The organism is Mycobacterium sp. (assembly GCF_029961025.1).
Classification (GTDB): Bacteria; Actinomycetota; Actinomycetes; order Mycobacteriales; family Mycobacteriaceae; genus Mycobacterium.
The window spans coordinates 1-15,324 of sequence record NZ_JASBVP010000005.1 but is presented as its reverse complement, the minus strand read 5'-3'; the positions used below and the strand labels follow the sequence as shown (position 1 = coordinate 15,324).

The 15,324-nt window shown below is 63.7% G+C and carries 15 protein-coding genes and 3 pseudogenes; 9 read left to right on the top strand and 9 right to left on the bottom strand.

Going from position 1 to position 15,324, the window contains the following annotated elements; all coding sequences use genetic code 11:
- Window positions 1-63 precede the first annotated feature (63 nt).
- From QJR12_RS06560 to QJR12_RS06550, 3 genes and pseudogenes are all read right to left on the bottom strand, one after another.
- On the bottom strand, window positions 64-624 hold the full coding sequence (locus tag QJR12_RS06560; protein WP_300580453.1) for a transposase: 561 nt from the start codon (window positions 622-624) through the stop codon (window positions 64-66).
- Window positions 552-1,550, bottom strand: coding sequence for an IS1380 family transposase (locus QJR12_RS06555; RefSeq protein WP_300580449.1), 999 nt, complete (start codon window positions 1,548-1,550; stop codon window positions 552-554). The genes QJR12_RS06560 and QJR12_RS06555 overlap by 73 nt, the downstream gene beginning before the upstream one ends.
- Window positions 1,551-1,708: 158 nt before the next feature.
- Window positions 1,709-2,077: pseudogene (locus QJR12_RS06550) on the bottom strand (IS256 family transposase); the annotation flags it as partial.
- A 257-nt stretch (window positions 2,078-2,334) separates the two neighbouring features.
- Between QJR12_RS06550 and QJR12_RS06545 the strand changes: the two are divergent.
- A complete protein-coding gene (locus QJR12_RS06545) occupies window positions 2,335-3,057 on the top strand; it encodes a TetR/AcrR family transcriptional regulator (RefSeq protein WP_300580014.1) in 723 nt (240 codons plus the stop codon).
- A gap of 78 nt (window positions 3,058-3,135) precedes the next feature.
- Here the strand turns inward: QJR12_RS06545 and QJR12_RS06540 are convergent, their stop codons facing one another.
- Both QJR12_RS06540 and QJR12_RS06535 read right to left on the bottom strand, forming a co-directional pair.
- Window positions 3,136-4,443: an ISL3 family transposase gene (locus tag QJR12_RS06540; protein ID WP_300580013.1), complete on the bottom strand. Its 1,308-nt coding sequence runs from the start codon at window positions 4,441-4,443 to the stop codon at window positions 3,136-3,138.
- Between the two features lie 178 nt (window positions 4,444-4,621).
- Window positions 4,622-4,792: a hypothetical protein gene (locus QJR12_RS06535; protein ID WP_300580011.1), complete on the bottom strand. Its 171-nt coding sequence runs from the start codon at window positions 4,790-4,792 to the stop codon at window positions 4,622-4,624.
- A gap of 114 nt (window positions 4,793-4,906) precedes the next feature.
- Between QJR12_RS06535 and QJR12_RS06530 the strand changes: the two are divergent.
- From QJR12_RS06530 to QJR12_RS06515, 4 genes and pseudogenes are all read left to right on the top strand, one after another.
- A pseudogene (locus QJR12_RS06530) lies at window positions 4,907-5,593 on the top strand (helix-turn-helix domain-containing protein); the annotation flags it as partial.
- 79 nt (window positions 5,594-5,672) lie between these two features.
- Entirely contained in the window at window positions 5,673-6,059 is a 387-nt protein-coding gene (locus QJR12_RS06525) for a transposase (RefSeq protein WP_300580451.1), read from the top strand.
- Between the two features lie 144 nt (window positions 6,060-6,203).
- Window positions 6,204-7,202 (top strand): IS1380 family transposase, encoded by a 999-nt coding sequence (locus tag QJR12_RS06520; protein ID WP_300580449.1) that lies wholly within the window; start codon window positions 6,204-6,206, stop codon window positions 7,200-7,202.
- Entirely contained in the window at window positions 7,103-7,666 is a 564-nt protein-coding gene (locus QJR12_RS06515) for a transposase (RefSeq protein WP_300580447.1), read from the top strand. The genes QJR12_RS06520 and QJR12_RS06515 overlap by 100 nt, the downstream gene beginning before the upstream one ends.
- A 428-nt stretch (window positions 7,667-8,094) precedes the next feature.
- On the opposite strand, the pseudogene QJR12_RS06510 reads toward QJR12_RS06515, so the two are convergent.
- Window positions 8,095-8,211, bottom strand: a pseudogene (locus tag QJR12_RS06510) (hypothetical protein); the annotation flags it as partial.
- Between the two features lie 325 nt (window positions 8,212-8,536).
- Between QJR12_RS06510 and QJR12_RS06505 the strand changes: the two are divergent.
- Window positions 8,537-9,874: an IS1380 family transposase gene (locus QJR12_RS06505; protein ID WP_300580009.1), complete on the top strand. Its 1,338-nt coding sequence runs from the start codon at window positions 8,537-8,539 to the stop codon at window positions 9,872-9,874.
- Window positions 9,875-10,092: 218 nt separating this feature from the next.
- On the opposite strand, the gene QJR12_RS06500 is transcribed toward QJR12_RS06505, so the two are convergent.
- Genes QJR12_RS06500 through QJR12_RS06490 form a run of 3 tightly spaced genes read right to left on the bottom strand, consistent with a single transcriptional unit; the run spans window position 10,093 to window position 12,447 of the window.
- Window positions 10,093-10,791, bottom strand: a complete 699-nt coding sequence (locus QJR12_RS06500) for an MCE family protein (RefSeq protein ID WP_300580444.1) — start codon at window positions 10,789-10,791, stop codon at window positions 10,093-10,095.
- A gap of 10 nt (window positions 10,792-10,801) precedes the next feature.
- Entirely contained in the window at window positions 10,802-11,659 is an 858-nt protein-coding gene (locus QJR12_RS06495) for an ABC transporter permease (RefSeq protein WP_300580007.1), read from the bottom strand.
- Window positions 11,656-12,447, bottom strand: a complete 792-nt coding sequence (locus QJR12_RS06490) for an ABC transporter permease (protein WP_300580006.1) — start codon at window positions 12,445-12,447, stop codon at window positions 11,656-11,658. Before QJR12_RS06490 ends, QJR12_RS06495 begins: the two co-directional genes overlap by 4 nt.
- Before the next feature lie 529 nt (window positions 12,448-12,976).
- On the opposite strand from QJR12_RS06490, the gene QJR12_RS06485 reads away from it, so the two are divergent.
- The 3 genes from QJR12_RS06485 to QJR12_RS06475 all read left to right on the top strand — a co-directional run bounded on the left by QJR12_RS06485 (window position 12,977) and on the right by QJR12_RS06475 (window position 14,960).
- Complete coding sequence (locus QJR12_RS06485) at window positions 12,977-13,420, top strand: lipoprotein LpqH (protein ID WP_300580004.1); 444 nt, start codon at window positions 12,977-12,979, stop codon at window positions 13,418-13,420.
- A gap of 146 nt (window positions 13,421-13,566) precedes the next feature.
- Window positions 13,567-14,481, top strand: a complete 915-nt coding sequence (locus QJR12_RS06480; protein WP_300580002.1) for an alpha/beta hydrolase family protein — start codon at window positions 13,567-13,569, stop codon at window positions 14,479-14,481.
- A gap of 113 nt (window positions 14,482-14,594) precedes the next feature.
- Complete coding sequence (locus tag QJR12_RS06475) at window positions 14,595-14,960, top strand: DUF732 domain-containing protein (RefSeq protein WP_300580441.1); 366 nt, start codon at window positions 14,595-14,597, stop codon at window positions 14,958-14,960.
- Window positions 14,961-15,324 lie beyond the last annotated feature (364 nt).

Below are 15,324 nucleotides of genomic sequence, written 5' to 3'. Positions count from 1 at the left end.
ACAGCTTCTGCGGCGCCTTAACTACCCGGCATTGGGTCTAGCCCTCAAATAAGCGAGTCGGCGTCAGGGGGTCGCAGGATTGATTTCGATGTTGTTTTTCAGGTCCGCGGTAGGGCGGTTTTTGGCGGTCGACCGGTGCCATCGGGTGCGTGAGCGGTCCTGGATTGGCCGGATTACCGCTTCTGCGTGAGTTTGTCGGTTGTAGGGGCACGCGAGGGGGCGTGCAGAGGGGGAATTGTCGTGTGCGGGCGTGGGTGGGGCCCGGAGGTCAGTAGCGGGCATCATCGCGAACCAGGACTTGATGTTCCAGGCCAGGGCGGCGATGACCATGTAGGCCCAGTTGGATACCAGGTCATAGAGCGGCACCCGCAGCGCGTTGACACCGTTTTTGAGCTGCTCGATGACGTTTTCCTGGTCGCAGCGGTCGTTGGCGCAGGCCACGACCTCGGCGGCGCTCAGGTCGGTGCGGGTGGTGATGTAGAAGAAGTAGCGGATCTCCTCGATGAGGGCCGCCTCGCCGCGGGACTTGCTGATGTTTTTGCGCAGCGCGATCACCCGGTAGGGTCGGCGGCATTTGCCGGGCTGGTAGCTGAACTCGGCGACGTGCTCGCAGGTGAGTTCCAGGTTGACATAGCCGCGTTCGGTGACGATGCGCCGCTTGTGGTTGGGTTCGCGCCGGCGCCGCTGCGCGGCGGTGCGGGCTTGGGTCGCTGCAGCGGGGTCCAGCAGGCCTCGTCGAGCGCTTCGGCGCGGCAGCGCAGTGCGGTGTTGGCGTTCATGCCCAACAGGAAATCGACCCGGGCGGCCCATCGGTCGAAGTGCGCGGTCAACGAGAAGTCGGTGTCCCCGCGCAGGCACACCCGCTGGGCGTGCGGGGCGAGCAGGTCGATCGCCTTGTCGATCCAGGCCGCCGCGCCGGCGTGGCTGGGCGCGTTGCCGGGACGGTTGACCAGATACAGCACCTCCTTGGTGTTGGCCAGCGACACGATCAGCGGGGCATATCCCCAGATGCCCTTATACGACATGTCCATTCCCGCCTTGTGCTCGCCGCAGGTGGGGGCGATGGTGCCATCAACGTCGAGGTAGGCGATCGGGCCCAGCAGCTCGCGGCCCCGGCCCGCCCATAGCTGCGGGCGCACCGCGTTGATCGCCTCCATCAACGTGGCCACGTCGGCCTGGCTGAACCGGCGGCAAAAATCACCGGCCGTGGTTGGGTCCGGGATCAGGTCCGCACCCAGGGCGTTCATGTAGGCGCTGTCGTGACGCAGCCGCTCAATGTCTTCGAGCCGGGTGCCGCCGCAGGCCACGTTGTAGGCCAGGTTCAGCACGTGGTCGGACTCGTGATAAGGCAGGTGCACCGTGAGCAACCGCAAGTCCTCGTCGATGCGCTCAACCAGCCCCAGCCGGGTGACCAGCCGATGCAGCGCGGCGATCCCGCCGAAGGCGGTGGCGTCGATGTTGGCGCCGACTTCGTAATGCACCGCGCCCGAGTTCAGCATCGGCTCGGGCTGCGCGCCCCAGCACCCCGCCCGCGCGTGCCCCGCCGCCACCTTGCGCCGCCGCCGGGCGATGTTTCGCCGGCTCTGCTCATGCGATATCATCTTCACCACAAAGGCCTATCCTGCTGGGCTGCCTTAAGACCGCAAAACCCAACCAGGATAAGGCCTTTGCCCTATCCACCCCAGCCGACACGCTTACTGAAGGCCTAGGTGAGTAGATCATCGGAGGCGAAGTGCGTATAGCTGGCCAGCGGCACCTCATAGCCCCCCACGGTGCGTGCGCGCGGACGAGTCACCGACACCCGCCGGCCACCCAGGATGACCGACCCCTTCCCGAAGCCATGGCGCACCGCGGCCCGGCCGGGATCGTGTTTGCCCTTGGCCCCGCACGCCTCGGTGATCTCGGTCTCGAACATCGCGGCCATCACCGCCAGCCCGGCGGCCACGCTCGTCACCAGCAGCCCCTCCCGCGCAGCACCAGCGATGTCGGTCATCGCCAGCGCGATCTCCCCCGGCACATCAGGCAACGCGGCCGCATCAGTCGTGTCAGCCAGACCAACAGCAGGTACGGTCTTCATGGCGGTCCCTTACTCCTTCTTCGAGGTGATACTTGGTCGTTCACCCGAAGACCTACCATCCGGTGGGCCTCAGGCGAGGGACCGCCACCTCAAAATCCCCGAAGACCGGGACAACCTCGGCCCCAGTCCCCCATACGGTCTAGCATGGAATTGCTTTCCGAAGACGGCTGACGACTTCACTATCCGTTGTCGTCCCAGTTCAAGAGAAGGGTGTTCGTGCGCGCACACCAGCATTCACACATCAAGGATTAGGAACAATGCCCCGCCCCCGAGGCCATGGTCGTAATTTTCACAAAAAGAAGAACGAAATCGTTGACCTTGCAGCGAAGTTATTCGCCGAACGTGGTTATGCAGCGACTAATCTGGACGACCTTGCAGCAGCGGCCAGGTTAGGCAAAGGTGCCTTGTATTACTACATAAATTCGAAAGAAGATCTTCTCGTCGAGATCCAATCAAGGGTCGTTCTCCCTGTGCAGTTGATCGCCAATGAAATTAACGAGCTCGGCCTCGACCCTGTTCTGCGATTGCGGATCTTGTCCGAGGCAATACTGACGTTGATGTTCCAAAGGCTTCCGCATATTTGGGCGCGCGAACACGACTCCCGTCACCTCACCGGAAAGAATCTTGAACAGTCCCATCGTGAACGACGCCTATTCGAGAAAAGCGTGTGCCGAATCATGGACGAGGCGATTTCCAGCGGTATTTTCCGTCCCATAGAACCACGACTAGCGATGCTCCAGTTTCTGAATTTACACATTTACACTTATCGGTGGATCAATCCTGAGGGGGATTGGACTCCTTGCTATCTATCTCAGGAGTATTGCACGACCTTTTTCAGGGGCATGTGGTCCGAAGAAAGCGAGTACGATCCGGCGGGCCTCGAGACTAGGTTGGCCGCGTTTCTGGAAGGCGAGCCTGCCGCTATCGTGCGAAACGCGCTGGGGTCAACTCATCTCGGAGACGCAGATCGAAATCATTGATTCTCGTGTCGTTGGTGCCCGGTATGAAATGGGGTCGCGACTCTGGCGGCTTGTGACCTGACGAGAAGATTGACGGCTCTACGCCACCAAGCTGGGACGGCGGGTTCGGATCCGTGATGTCTCGTGATTGTGCTGGATGCGGCCGTGGTTGAGAAGTAGTCGGAGCCGGTAGTTGTCGAAGTTGCGGAAGCCGCGGGCGGTGCGCTTGGTGTTCTTGATTTTCAGGTTCAACGATTCGGTAGGCCCGTTGGAGACGTCGGTGTGGGCGAAGTGCGCGAGAAACTCTGCCTTCCAGGTGTGCAATGTCTTTCCCAGGCGGGCGACTTCGGGAACAGGGCAGTCGCGGGCGGCGGTGATGACCGCTGCCGCGGCGCTGGCGTCGCGGAGCTGGTAGCAGCGCATCAAGTCCTGGGCGATGGTCCAAGCTGCGGTGACCTCCCCGTCCGGGTCGCCGGCGAGGAGTCCGTCCCGCAGCCGATCCCAGGCCCGTTCGGAGAGCCGGTCGGCGCGGCGACGCAGCGCGCGGCGGATCCCGTAGAGCGGGTCGCCACGATGACCCCGATGCCCACAGGTGTCTTGCTGCACGCGGCGGCGCACTTGATCGAGCGCGCTGAGCGCGAGCTTGGTGACATGGAAGGGATCAAGTACGCGAACCGCTTGCGGCAGTTGCCGACTCAGCGCGGTGGCGTAGCCGCGAAACGGATCCAGCGACGCGGTCGCGACCCGCGCCTTCCACTGCTCGTCGCGCTCGCCCAGCCAGGTGGCCAGCACCACACCGGAGCGCCCGGCGACCACGTCGAGCAGCCGCGCCGGCCGACCCGGTGTCAAATCCGCGATGCCGGTCGCATACATCGTCGGATGCTGCCCGGTAGCACGCAGGAACGCGGTCTCATCCACCCCAACCGCCGTCGGCGCACCCAGCCGTGCGGGATCGTCGATGATCGGCTCACCGCGTGTGGTGACGATCCGCATGATCGTCGCCCAGCCGACACCGAGTGCCGAGGCGACCCGTGACACGGCGCCGTCTCGGGCGCCGACCTGCTCGAACGCCCACGCCCGGGCACGCTCGGTCAAACATGCCCGGGGCGCGATCGCCGGATGGGTCTCGGTCCAGGTCTTCCTGGGACACAACGCATGTGGACAACACCAGATGCGCTTGTGCCAGCACACCACCACCGATCGCCCGCCGATCGGCAGGTCGCGCACCCACACCGGGCGGCGATCCTTCGCCTGCGCCACCGCGCCGCAGTCTGGGCATGGTACGACCCGAGCAACGGTCTCAACCAGCAACTCCAGCTCACCGCCGGTATCGGCGGCGGCCAGCACCCGAAACCCATCCAACCCGAACAACGCAGCAACAACCGAACCGGTAACCTCTGCTTCCAACCTGGGGCTCCTCGACAATCCGTGTGATCTTGGCTGTGATCACGGATCGTGCGAGCCCCAGGCCCACGATCAGTTCATTTCAGCGCCGCGGCGTGTCGCCCGAGCCTCCCCACTCACTCCCAGGTTCGTGGAGAAGAGCCAGATTGACGTGAGGTGAGTGCTCAGGTGAGTGGCTCGGTCAAGACGCCTGCTCGAGGGTGACGTGGTAGCCCATGGCTTCGAGTTGGCGTACGGCGTTGCTGCGGGCTTTCTGAGGGTTGAGGCGGGTGAAGTAGTCGCCACCGGGGTCGTGGTAGGCGGCGTTGGTGGTGGCGATGTTCCAGATCGCGACCAGTAGAGCGCGTTGCACGGCGACGTTGGCGCGCAGCGGTCCTCGGCAGGCGACAGGCGATCCGCCGGTACTTGGCAGCCAGGTAGGTATCACGGGTACGCGAGATCGACCTGACGAGAAGATTGACGCGAGGTGCGTTTGGAAGGTGAGTGGTCAGGACGCCTGGTGCATGTGGTCACGGCCGAGGAAACCGCGGCGGCGTGCCCTGGGTGTGGGGTGGTGTCCAGCTCGGTCAAGGAGCGGGTGTGCACCTCGCCGCGGGACATCCCCTACGGTAGCGACCCCATCGTGGTGCTCTGGCACAAGACGCGGTGGCGCTGCCGGGAGGAGTACTGCGAAAAGTCCTCGTTCACCGAGGCCATCGCGCAGGTGCCGGCGCGGGCACGGATCACCGGGCGGTTGGCTACCCAGATCGGGGAGGCGATCGGGCAGCCCGCCCGCTCGGTGGCCGAGGTTGCCAACGCCCACGGGGTATCGTGGCCGACCGCGCACCGTGCCTTCCTCGCCCACGCCGATACGGTGTTGGCCGAGCCGCAGCCGACTCGGGTGCTCGGCGTTGACGAGACCCGCCGCGGCGCGCCCCGCTGGCAGCGCTGCCCCACCACGGGCCGGTGGGTGCGGGTTGACCCGTGGGACACCGGGTTGGTCGACTTGGCTGGCGATCAGGGCCTTTTGGGGCAGACCGAGGGCCGCACTGCCGCAGCGGTGATCACCTGGTTATCAGAGCGCAGCGAGGAGTTTCGGGCCGGCGTCGAATACGTGGCGATCGATCCGGCCGCGGGCTACGCCACCGCGATTCGGGCGATGTTGCCTAACGCGACCCTCGTGGTCGACCACTTCCATCTGGTGAAATTAGCCAATGACGCGCTGACGAAGGTGCCGCCGGGTCACCTGGGATCTGCGGGAGCGGCGCGGGCGCAAACCCGACCCCGAGTGGGCCAACCGGCGTCGACTGCTGACCGCGTGGGAACGCTTGTCGGACAAAAGTTTAGCGATGATGTGGAACGCGATCCTCGCCGAGGACAGCAGTGGACAGATCCTCTCAGCGTGGATCGCCAAGGAAGAACTGCGCACCTTGCTGTCGACTGTGCACGTCGGCGGGGATGCGCACCTGACCCGCCACCGGTTACACCGGTTTTTGACCTGGTGTATCGACTCACACATCCCTGAGCTGCTCACCCTAGCCGCCACCATCGACACCTGGTGGCCCGAGATCAACGCCTTCGTGGCCACCGGGATCACCAATGCCCGCACCGAGGGCTACAACCGTCTAGTCCTTCAGTAAGCGTGTCGGCTGGGGTGGATAGGGCAAAGGCCTTATCCTGGTTGGGTTTTGCGGTCTTAAGGCAGCCCAGCAGGATAGGCCTTTGTGGTGAAGATGATATCGCATGAGCAGAGCCGGCGAAACATCGCCCGGCGGCGGCGCAAGGTGGCGGCGGGGCACGCGCGGGCGGGGTGCTGGGGCGCGCAGCCCGAGCCGATGCTGAACTCGGGCGCGGTGCATTACGAAGTCGGCGCCAACATCGACGCCACCGCCTTCGGCGGGATCGCCGCGCTGCATCGGCTGGTCACCCGGCTGGGGCTGGTTGAGCGCATCGACGAGGACTTGCGGTTGCTCACGGTGCACCTGCCTTATCACGAGTCCGACCACGTGCTGAACCTGGCCTACAACGTGGCCTGCGGCGGCACCCGGCTCGAAGACATTGAGCGGCTGCGTCACGACAGCGCCTACATGAACGCCCTGGGTGCGGACCTGATCCCGGACCCAACCACGGCCGGTGATTTTTGCCGCCGGTTCAGCCAGGCCGACGTGGCCACGTTGATGGAGGCGATCAACGCGGTGCGCCCGCAGCTATGGGCGGGCCGGGGCCGCGAGCTGCTGGGCCCGATCGCCTACCTCGACGTTGATGGCACCATCGCCCCCACCTGCGGCGAGCACAAGGCGGGAATGGACATGTCGTATAAGGGCATCTGGGGATATGCCCCGCTGATCGTGTCGCTGGCCAACACCAAGGAGGTGCTGTATCTGGTCAACCGTCCCGGCAACGCGCCCAGCCACGCCGGCGCGGCGGCCTGGATCGACAAGGCGATCGACCTGCTCGCCCCGCACGCCCAGCGGGTGTGCCTGCGCGGGGACACCGACTTCTCGTTGACCGCGCACTTCGACCGATGGGCCGCCCGGGTCGATTTCCTGTTGGGCATGAACGCCAACACCGCACTGCGCTGCCGCGCCGAAGCGCTCGACGAGGCCTGCTGGACCCCGCTGCAGCGACCCAAGCCCGCACCGCCGCGCAGCGGCGCCGGCGCGAACCCAACCACAAGCGGCGCATCGTCACCGAACGCGGCTATGTCAACCTGGAACTCACCTGCGAGCACGTCGCCGAGTTCAGCTACCAGCCCGGCAAATGCCGCCGACCCTACCGGGTGATCGCGCTGCGCAAAAACATCAGCAAGTCCCGCGGCGAGGCGGCCCTCATCGAGGAGATCCGCTACTTCTTCTACATCACCACCCGCACCGACCTGAGCGCCGCCGAGGTCGTGGCCTGCGCCAACGACCGCTGCGACCAGGAAAACGTCATCGAGCAGCTCAAAAACGGTGTCAACGCGCTGCGGGTGCCGCTCTATGACCTGGTATCCAACTGGGCCTACATGGTCATCGCCGCCCTGGCCTGGAACATCAAGTCCTGGTTCGCGATGATGCTGCACCGCAAGGAAGACCGCCGCGACTGGATCGCCATGGAGTTTCGCCGCTTTTATACCCAGGTCATCCTCATCCCCGCCATGATCATCCGCCGTGCCCGCACTATCACCGTCCGGATCATCGGCTACCACCCCAGCCTGGGCCGATTCTTCAGCGCCTACAACACCATTGAACGCACTCGCTTCGGCTGAAACCCGCACCCGCTACTGACCTCCGGGCCCCACCCACGCCCGCACACGACAATTCCCCCTCTGCACGCCCCCTCGCGTGCCCCTACAACCGACAAACTCACGCAGAAGCGGTAATCCGGCCAATCCAGGACCGCTCACGCACCCGATGGCACCGGTCGACCGCCAAAAACCGCCCTACCGCGGACCTGAAAAACAACATCGAAATCAATCCTGCGACCCGCTGACGCCGACTCGCTTATTTGAGGACTAGTGTTGCAACCGTCCCGTTGCGACGTTCACTGGAATCCGCCCTGTCACAGCCAGTCGTGGCGCAGCCGCTCGATGTCTTCGAGCCGGGTGCCCCCGCAGACCACGTTGTAGGCCAGGTTTAACACGTGGTCGGATTCGTGATAGGGCAGGTGCACCTGCAACAACTGCAGATCCTCGTTGATCCGGTCCACCAGCCCCAGTATGCTCACCAGTCGGTGCACCGCGGCGATTCCCCCGAACCCGGTGGCATCGATGTTGCCGCCGACCTCATAGCGCACCGGACCCGAGTTCAGCATCGGCGCCGACCGTGCGCCCCAGCGCCCCCGGGCGTGCCTCGCCGCTACCCTGCGCCGTCGCCGGGAAATGTTCCGCCGGCTCTGCTCATGCGCTATCGTCTTCACCACAAAGGCCTTTCCCGCTGGGCAGCGTTGAGGTCGCAAACCCAGACAGGGTAAGGCCTTTGTCCTATCCACCCCAGCCGACACGCTTACTGAAGGTCTAGCCCGGATTTTGCAGTAGTTGTGGGCGACACGGCGTGTAGATAACGGAAAGCCCTTCTGTTGCAAGGGAAACTGTAGTTGCTAACCGTAACAGTTCCAACAGCAGAAGGGCACTTCCGAGGTGAAGACTACAGCTGGCCGTCCGGGTCTGGTGGTAACTACAGGCGGACGGGGTGTCGTGGCGCACGCGGGCACGCGATTGTTGTGCGAGCTGGCCGACGGGCTGGGACTGACTGAGGGGTTGTCAGCGGCGATGGCACCGACGAAGAAGCGCCGCCGCGGCCATGACCGGGGCCGGGTGCTGACCGACCTGGCGGTGGCGATCGGCGACGGCGCGACGGCGATCAGCGACCTGCGGGTGCTGGCTGATCAGCCCGACCTGTTCGGTCAGGTGGCTTCGGTGGCCACGGCATGGCGAACCTTGGAGGCCGTCGACACCGACGCGCTGGCCCGCATCCAAACCGCCCGCGCCGCCGCGCGTGCCGCGGCCTGGGCAACCGGGGCCGATCCGGGCTGGTATGTCATCGATATCGACGGGGTACTCATCGAGGCCGATTCCGACAAGCACTATGCGGCGCCGACCTATAAGCGCGGGTTCGGGTTTTATCCGCTGTTGGCGGTCCTAGACGCCACTGGGGAGGCGCTGGCCGGGCTGCTACGGCCGGGCAATGCGGGTTCGGGTACTGCCGGCGACCACCTCAGCGTGTTGGAGGCGGCGCTGGCGCAGCTGCCGGTGGACCCCGCGCACCAGCAGGTGATCTGTCGCACCGACGCCGGGGGCACCAGCCACGAGCTGGCCGCGGCGTGCCGCAGCCGGGGTGTGCGGTTCATCGGTGGGGTCCCGATGCCCGCGGCCCGTGCCGAGGTGATCCTCGCCCTGCCGCGATCACGCTGGCAGTCAACGATCTCCGCCGATGCCAGCGAGGTTCGCGACACCGGTGAGGTGGCCGAGATCACCGACCTGGTCTCGTTGTCGGGCTGGCCGCCCGGCACCCGGATGCTGGTGCGCCGCGAACAACCCCACCCGGGCGCGCAACTGCGCTTCACCGACCTCGACGGTTACCGCTACCAGCTGTTTGTCACCGACCTGCCCGATGCAGACCTGGCCTACCTGGAGGCGCTCTACCGTGGCCGTGGCCGCATGGAATGCGCCATCCGCGACCTGAAGGACACCGGGCTGGCCAACCTGCCCTCCCATGACTTCGCCATCACCAACGCGTGGCTGATGGTGGTGCTCATCGCCGCCGACTTGCTCGCCTGGACCAAAACGCTCTGCCTGGATGGTGCGCTGGCCAGTGCCGAGCCCAAACGGCTGCGCTACACCCTGCTGCACACCGCCGGGGTGCTGGTGCGCTCGGCGCGGCGCACCACACTGCGGCTGGGCGCCAACTGGCCCTGGGCCATCGACCTGCTCACCGCGTTCACCCGACTACCCGGATGGGTCGCAGTCCCCGGCTAAACAAACCCACACCACCCACAGGGGCCCCTCGGCGACACCCCCGAGGTAGTTGAACGCTGTTTCCGCTCAGCGATGCTGATACAGCACGCCGTGAATCGACCCACCCACAACCCGTCGAGGGTTAATCGGCTCAACCACATTGCAGCACGCGAGCTTGACCGACCTCCACCGCACTCGACCCGAGCGGCAATGCCCACACAATCACCTCTCTCCAGGCCCTACCGCAAAATCCGGGTTAAGGCGTCCAGCACCGTTAGAATGTCGGGTGTGGCCGCGTTGAAGGTGTCGCTAAACCCCTTGAGCGCTCGCAAGTCCTGTCTGATGGTCTCGCTGCGGGGGTTGGTCGCCAGCAGCACCTGATCCAAATCGGTGGTGGCTTTGCCAATAGCTTCGCCGTTCCCGCGTAAGCCCTCGGATAACGCTGAAAGAATTGCATTCAATTTCGGAACGTCGACCTGGTCCAGAACATCAACCAGATTTTGGAACACCGTGTTCACTTCGACGCTCACGCTGCGGGATGTGAGCACGGCTCCAGAGGCTAACCGACTTCTGCTCGGATGGCTGGGGTCGATCAGCTCAACGTACTTGGCGCCGAACAACGTTGGAGCGACGATCTGCGCTTCGACGTTGGCTGGAATATATTGAAGTTCGTTGGGATACAACTCCAGTCGAAGCTTCACCGGACTGCCTGGGCTCGTCGAAGAGACACGGCCGACCGGAACCCCGCGGAACGTTACTTTTGCACCAGGCTCCATCACCAGGCCCGCTCGGCCTGACACGAGGGTCACCCGAGCGTACGGCTGGAGATCCTCATCGAAACTAAGGATAGTCAGCACTATGGACACGGCGATCCCTACAATGAGCAACACGGTCCACCAGGCCGGAGGAACGCGGAACTTACCTCGCCTCGGTTTCATCATCAGGTCGCTATGGAGCCAGGTGGAAATGGCCGGATCGGCCGTAGATGGCCATCGACAGCGAAATTGTTATGAATACTGACGTGACCAGGGAGGCGCGCACGGCGCGTCCGGTCGCCTCACCGACGCCAGCCGGACCGCCCGAGGCATTCATCCCATAGTAGGTGTGTATCAGCATGACAGCGATCGCTGACAAAATCACCTCCAGCGTCGAAACCATCACATCGTATGGGTCCAGGAACGTGTTGAAGTAATGTTCATAGACCCCGGTTGGCTGATGGTAGATGCCGACAATGATGCCCTCGGTCACCAAATACGCCGTCACCAAGGACGTGAGAAATATCGGAAGCGCAGCAACAACGCCCGCTATCACCCGGGTCGCGGCCAAATATGTGATCGGCGAGATACCCATAACCTCGAGCGCATCGATCTCCTCGTTGATTCGCATGGCGCCGAGTTGTGCGGTGGTGCCGGCCCCGACAGTAGCGGCCAAACCGATGCAGGCCATGAAGGGAGAAGTAGTGCGAGTGTCGACGAAGGAGGCAAAAAACCCCCCCAACGCGTCCACACCGAGTTCGCTCAGGTTGAAGTGCCCTACAACGCCGACGACGCCACCAGCGGCCATCACGAGAAATGGTACGACCATGACCGTGCCGCCAATTGCGGCAAGCGCACCGACGCCGAGACTCATTTGGGCAAGCACGCGCATCAGCTCCACTTTGTAGCGGATGACCGCGTTCGGGATTCCGCGCAGAGTTTTGGCGTAGAAGGCGGTCTGCTCTCCGACGCGGTTCCATTCGGCGGCCCAGGTGAGCAACGCGCGGGTGAGTTTCGGCCACCGGGCTGCAGCAACCTCGTGGAGACTCACAGCTTCACCTGCGCGCCTACGAAGTCCATCATAACGAGGATGTACATCAGTGCCATGAACGAAAACACGACCGTCTCGTTAACAGCGTTGCCTACGCCCTGCGGACCACCTCTGGGTGTAGTGCCTTTGTAGCAGGCGATCAATCCAGCCATCAGACCGAACAATGTAGCTTTGACAAAGGAGACTGTCGTATCACTAAGTCCGGTTATCAGGGTTAAGTTTGCCGCGAACGCGCCTGGATTGACGTCCTGCAGCCAGACGGAGAAGATGTAGCCAGCGATAAGGCCAACGCCGCATGTGATCGCGTTCAGCAGCATCGCGCAGATGGTGAGCGCCGCTACCCTCGGGACCAACAGCGCCCGAACCGGGTCGACGCCCATCACCCGCATCGCATCGATCTCTTCCCGGATGGTGCGCGCGCCCAGGTCTGCACACACCGCCGTGGCGCCAGACCCGGCGATTACGAAAACCGTGGTCATGGGCCCGGTCTGCGTGATGGTGCTAAGTGCTATGCCAGCGCTGATCAAGTCGATGGCCCCGATGTTGAACAAGACTATCCCGACCTGAAGTGCCAGGATCAAGCTGAACGGGATCGACAACAGCATCGCTGAGATCGTGCACGCCCGCGAAATGAACGCCATCTGTTGGATGAACTCACGCCAGGCGAACGGCGGGCGCACCGCCTGCACCAGGATGTCCAGCGACAATGTGACAAACCCGCCGATCCCACGCATCCCCGTACCAAGAGCTCCCGACCCCTTGGCAAGAGCTACCGACACCGTCACCATCGAACCTTCTGATCGCTTAGCACGCAATCCATGCGGAACCTACCGCGTATAGGTCGTCGTTCCCTGAGCCTGCCCGACTCCATCGCGCGCAGACCGTCTGCCTGTCGCGGGACGCGTTGAAAGCAATCATCGCTGATGACTGGCTGCGGCAACACACTCGAGACCACATGAAACCAGGCGCTAAGTGATCTGAGTCCGTTCCAGCCCGCGCCCGGTGTGCGGTTGCGGCACGTCCGACCGTCGCACCAGGAAATCCGCGCGATTCGACCGCGGTGCGCGACCTGGATCGCGGCCCCGTTACTACACATCTGCGTTCCACCCCCTGGTCAACCGAATAGTGATTTACCCCACAGCGCGCAGGCCCGGTTTTTTGTAGACTGGAAAGTACAAGTAATCGCGGCTGCTGTCAATAGCCGCTCCGATGTCATGTCTTCGCGACCGTGACGTGCTAGCGCACAGCGCCTGAGCGGCGGTAGATTCCTTGCACATCGTCAGGCAGGCTTGTACATCGTCAGGCAGGAAGGCCCCTATGAAAGACAGGTTTGTCGTCGCCGCTGCAGCCTTGCTGGTGATCGGCGGTGCCGTGGGCTGCTCATCGAACCAGGCATCCCCCAAACCCAAACCCGGTACGTTGCCCCCCGGCACTGCCGCGCTCGCCATTAACGGCAAAGACCTAGGCACGACAGATGCGGTGCATTGCACATCCGACGAATGGCTGACGACGATCAGGACCGGCCACGAGGACTCGGGCGTGACCGTGATGGTATCCAATGCGCACCAACTGGCTGCCGAATTCGTCCGGATACGTAATCTCAACGGCTTCACCGGCTCCTACGATCGCGACTTGCAAGGCAAGGCCGCCGTCACGATGACCGGCCCCACCTACGCGATCACCGGCGCCGCTATGGGCTTCAACAACGCCAACCCGAGCAAACTGACAACCGAGACGTTCGCGATAAAGGTGTCCTGCTGATGCCCCAGCCAACCGAACCCGTCGGGATTACCTCCAGCGACCGGGGAGGCGACCACCTACTCGTCGGTCGGTGGGTTGGACAAACGCCGCGGACGCAAAGTCGGACCAAGCGAACCCAGCAGGCTGGATCGTGTGCGCGAAGCAGCATGAAAAAAGCTCGTCATGAGAGGCCTGCGATGCTGCTGCGGCTGCTGTCTGTCGCTGTGCTGACCCTCGGATTGGGGTGCCTTAGCGCGACGCACGCCAAGTCAGCCCGCGCCGCGGGCTACGAGACGCTGATGGTGCCGTCGGCGGCTATGGGCCGTGACATCTCGGTGGCGTTTCTGGCCGGCGGCCCGCACGCGGTGTACCTGCTGGACCCGTTCGACGCCGGCCCCGACGTCAACAACTGGGTCACCGCCGGTAACGCGATGAACACGCTGTCCGGCAAAGGTATCGCAGTGGTGGCCCCCGCTGGCGGCGCCTACAGCATGTACACCAACTGGGAGCAGGACGCGAACAAGCAGTGGGAGACCTTCCTATCTAGCGAGTTGCCGGACTGGCTGGTCGCCAACAAGGCCCTCGCGCCCGGTGGCCACGCCGCTGTAGGTGCCTCTCAGGGCGGCTACGCAGCGATGGCGCTGACCGCCTTCCATCCCGATCGGTTTAGGTACGCCGGTTCGATGTCAGGTTTTCTGTACCCGTCGGAGACCACGATGAACGGTGCGATTACCGCGGGTATGCAGAATTTCGGCGGGGTGAACACGCAGGCGATGTGGGGTGCAGCACAGCTGGGCCGGTGGAAGTGGCACGACCCCTACGTGCACGCCGCGCTGCTAGCCCAAAACAACAGCCGGATCTGGGTCTTCAGCCCACAAACCCTCACCGCCAGTGATCCAGCTTCCATGCTCGGCGTCGCCGACCAAGCCCAGGGCAGCAACCGGATGTTCTACGCGCAGTACCGCAGCGTCGGCGGGAACAACGGCCACTTCGACTTCCCGGCCAGTGGCGACCACGGCTGGGGAACCTGGAGCCCACAGCTGGCTGCGATGTCGGCAGACCTTGCCGGCACCATCCGCTGATCTGACATAGAGAAAATAGTTGGAGGAAAACGATGAGGCCGCGAAGGTACTTAAGCAACAGCGGCTATCACTGCGCATCACTGGCTGCCTTGCTGGTCGGCTTCGTCGCTGCAATGGGCTCAGCCGCGCTGGCGATACCCTCGCCGGCGCATGCCGTTCCGTCGCCAGAGGTGGACTATCTGTACAACGTGACAGTGCGGCGGCATTTCAACTTTCCAAATGGCGACGCCATCGGCTATGGCCGCGGGATCTGCGACAAGGTCACCGGCGGCCAAAGTTTTGCCCAGGTGATGGGGGATGTGAAAAGCGACGTAACCCCCAACGACGAGTATGCGGCAAATTACCTTGTCTCCTACGCGGTCAGTCAATTCTGTCCTGAGCAAATCTGGCAGCTGCGGAATTCGGCAGCTGGCTACCAAGCGCCTCCGGGAACTGAAAGCCCGGTTAGCGGGCTTCAGGGCGACGCAGCCGGGAAGTGATGCGCAAGCGTCTACCCCCACTTCGGCGGCAAGCGATAAATGAAATGCTGCCCAACCTCTACACTGGGCAGGTGGTGTCGTGGAATCTGGCAAAGTGACATGTCGAGCACGTGGCCAATTGTTGAATTACGGGCGAGCTTCGCTGGGACTGCGCCTCGCCGTGGTGGATGAAAATTTGCCGGTGTCCGACGGTGAACCGATGACGTCGGCGATTTCGCCTTGTAGTCGTCAGTAGGACGTTCCTGCCGTAGATGTCGGCTGCGACCCGAAATTGGCTGGACGCAGGAGAAGCGCCGTGATCGGGCCGCCGAACAGGTCGCCCGCCTGCAAGCCGACAAGCAGCGACTGGAGCAGGAGCTGGCCA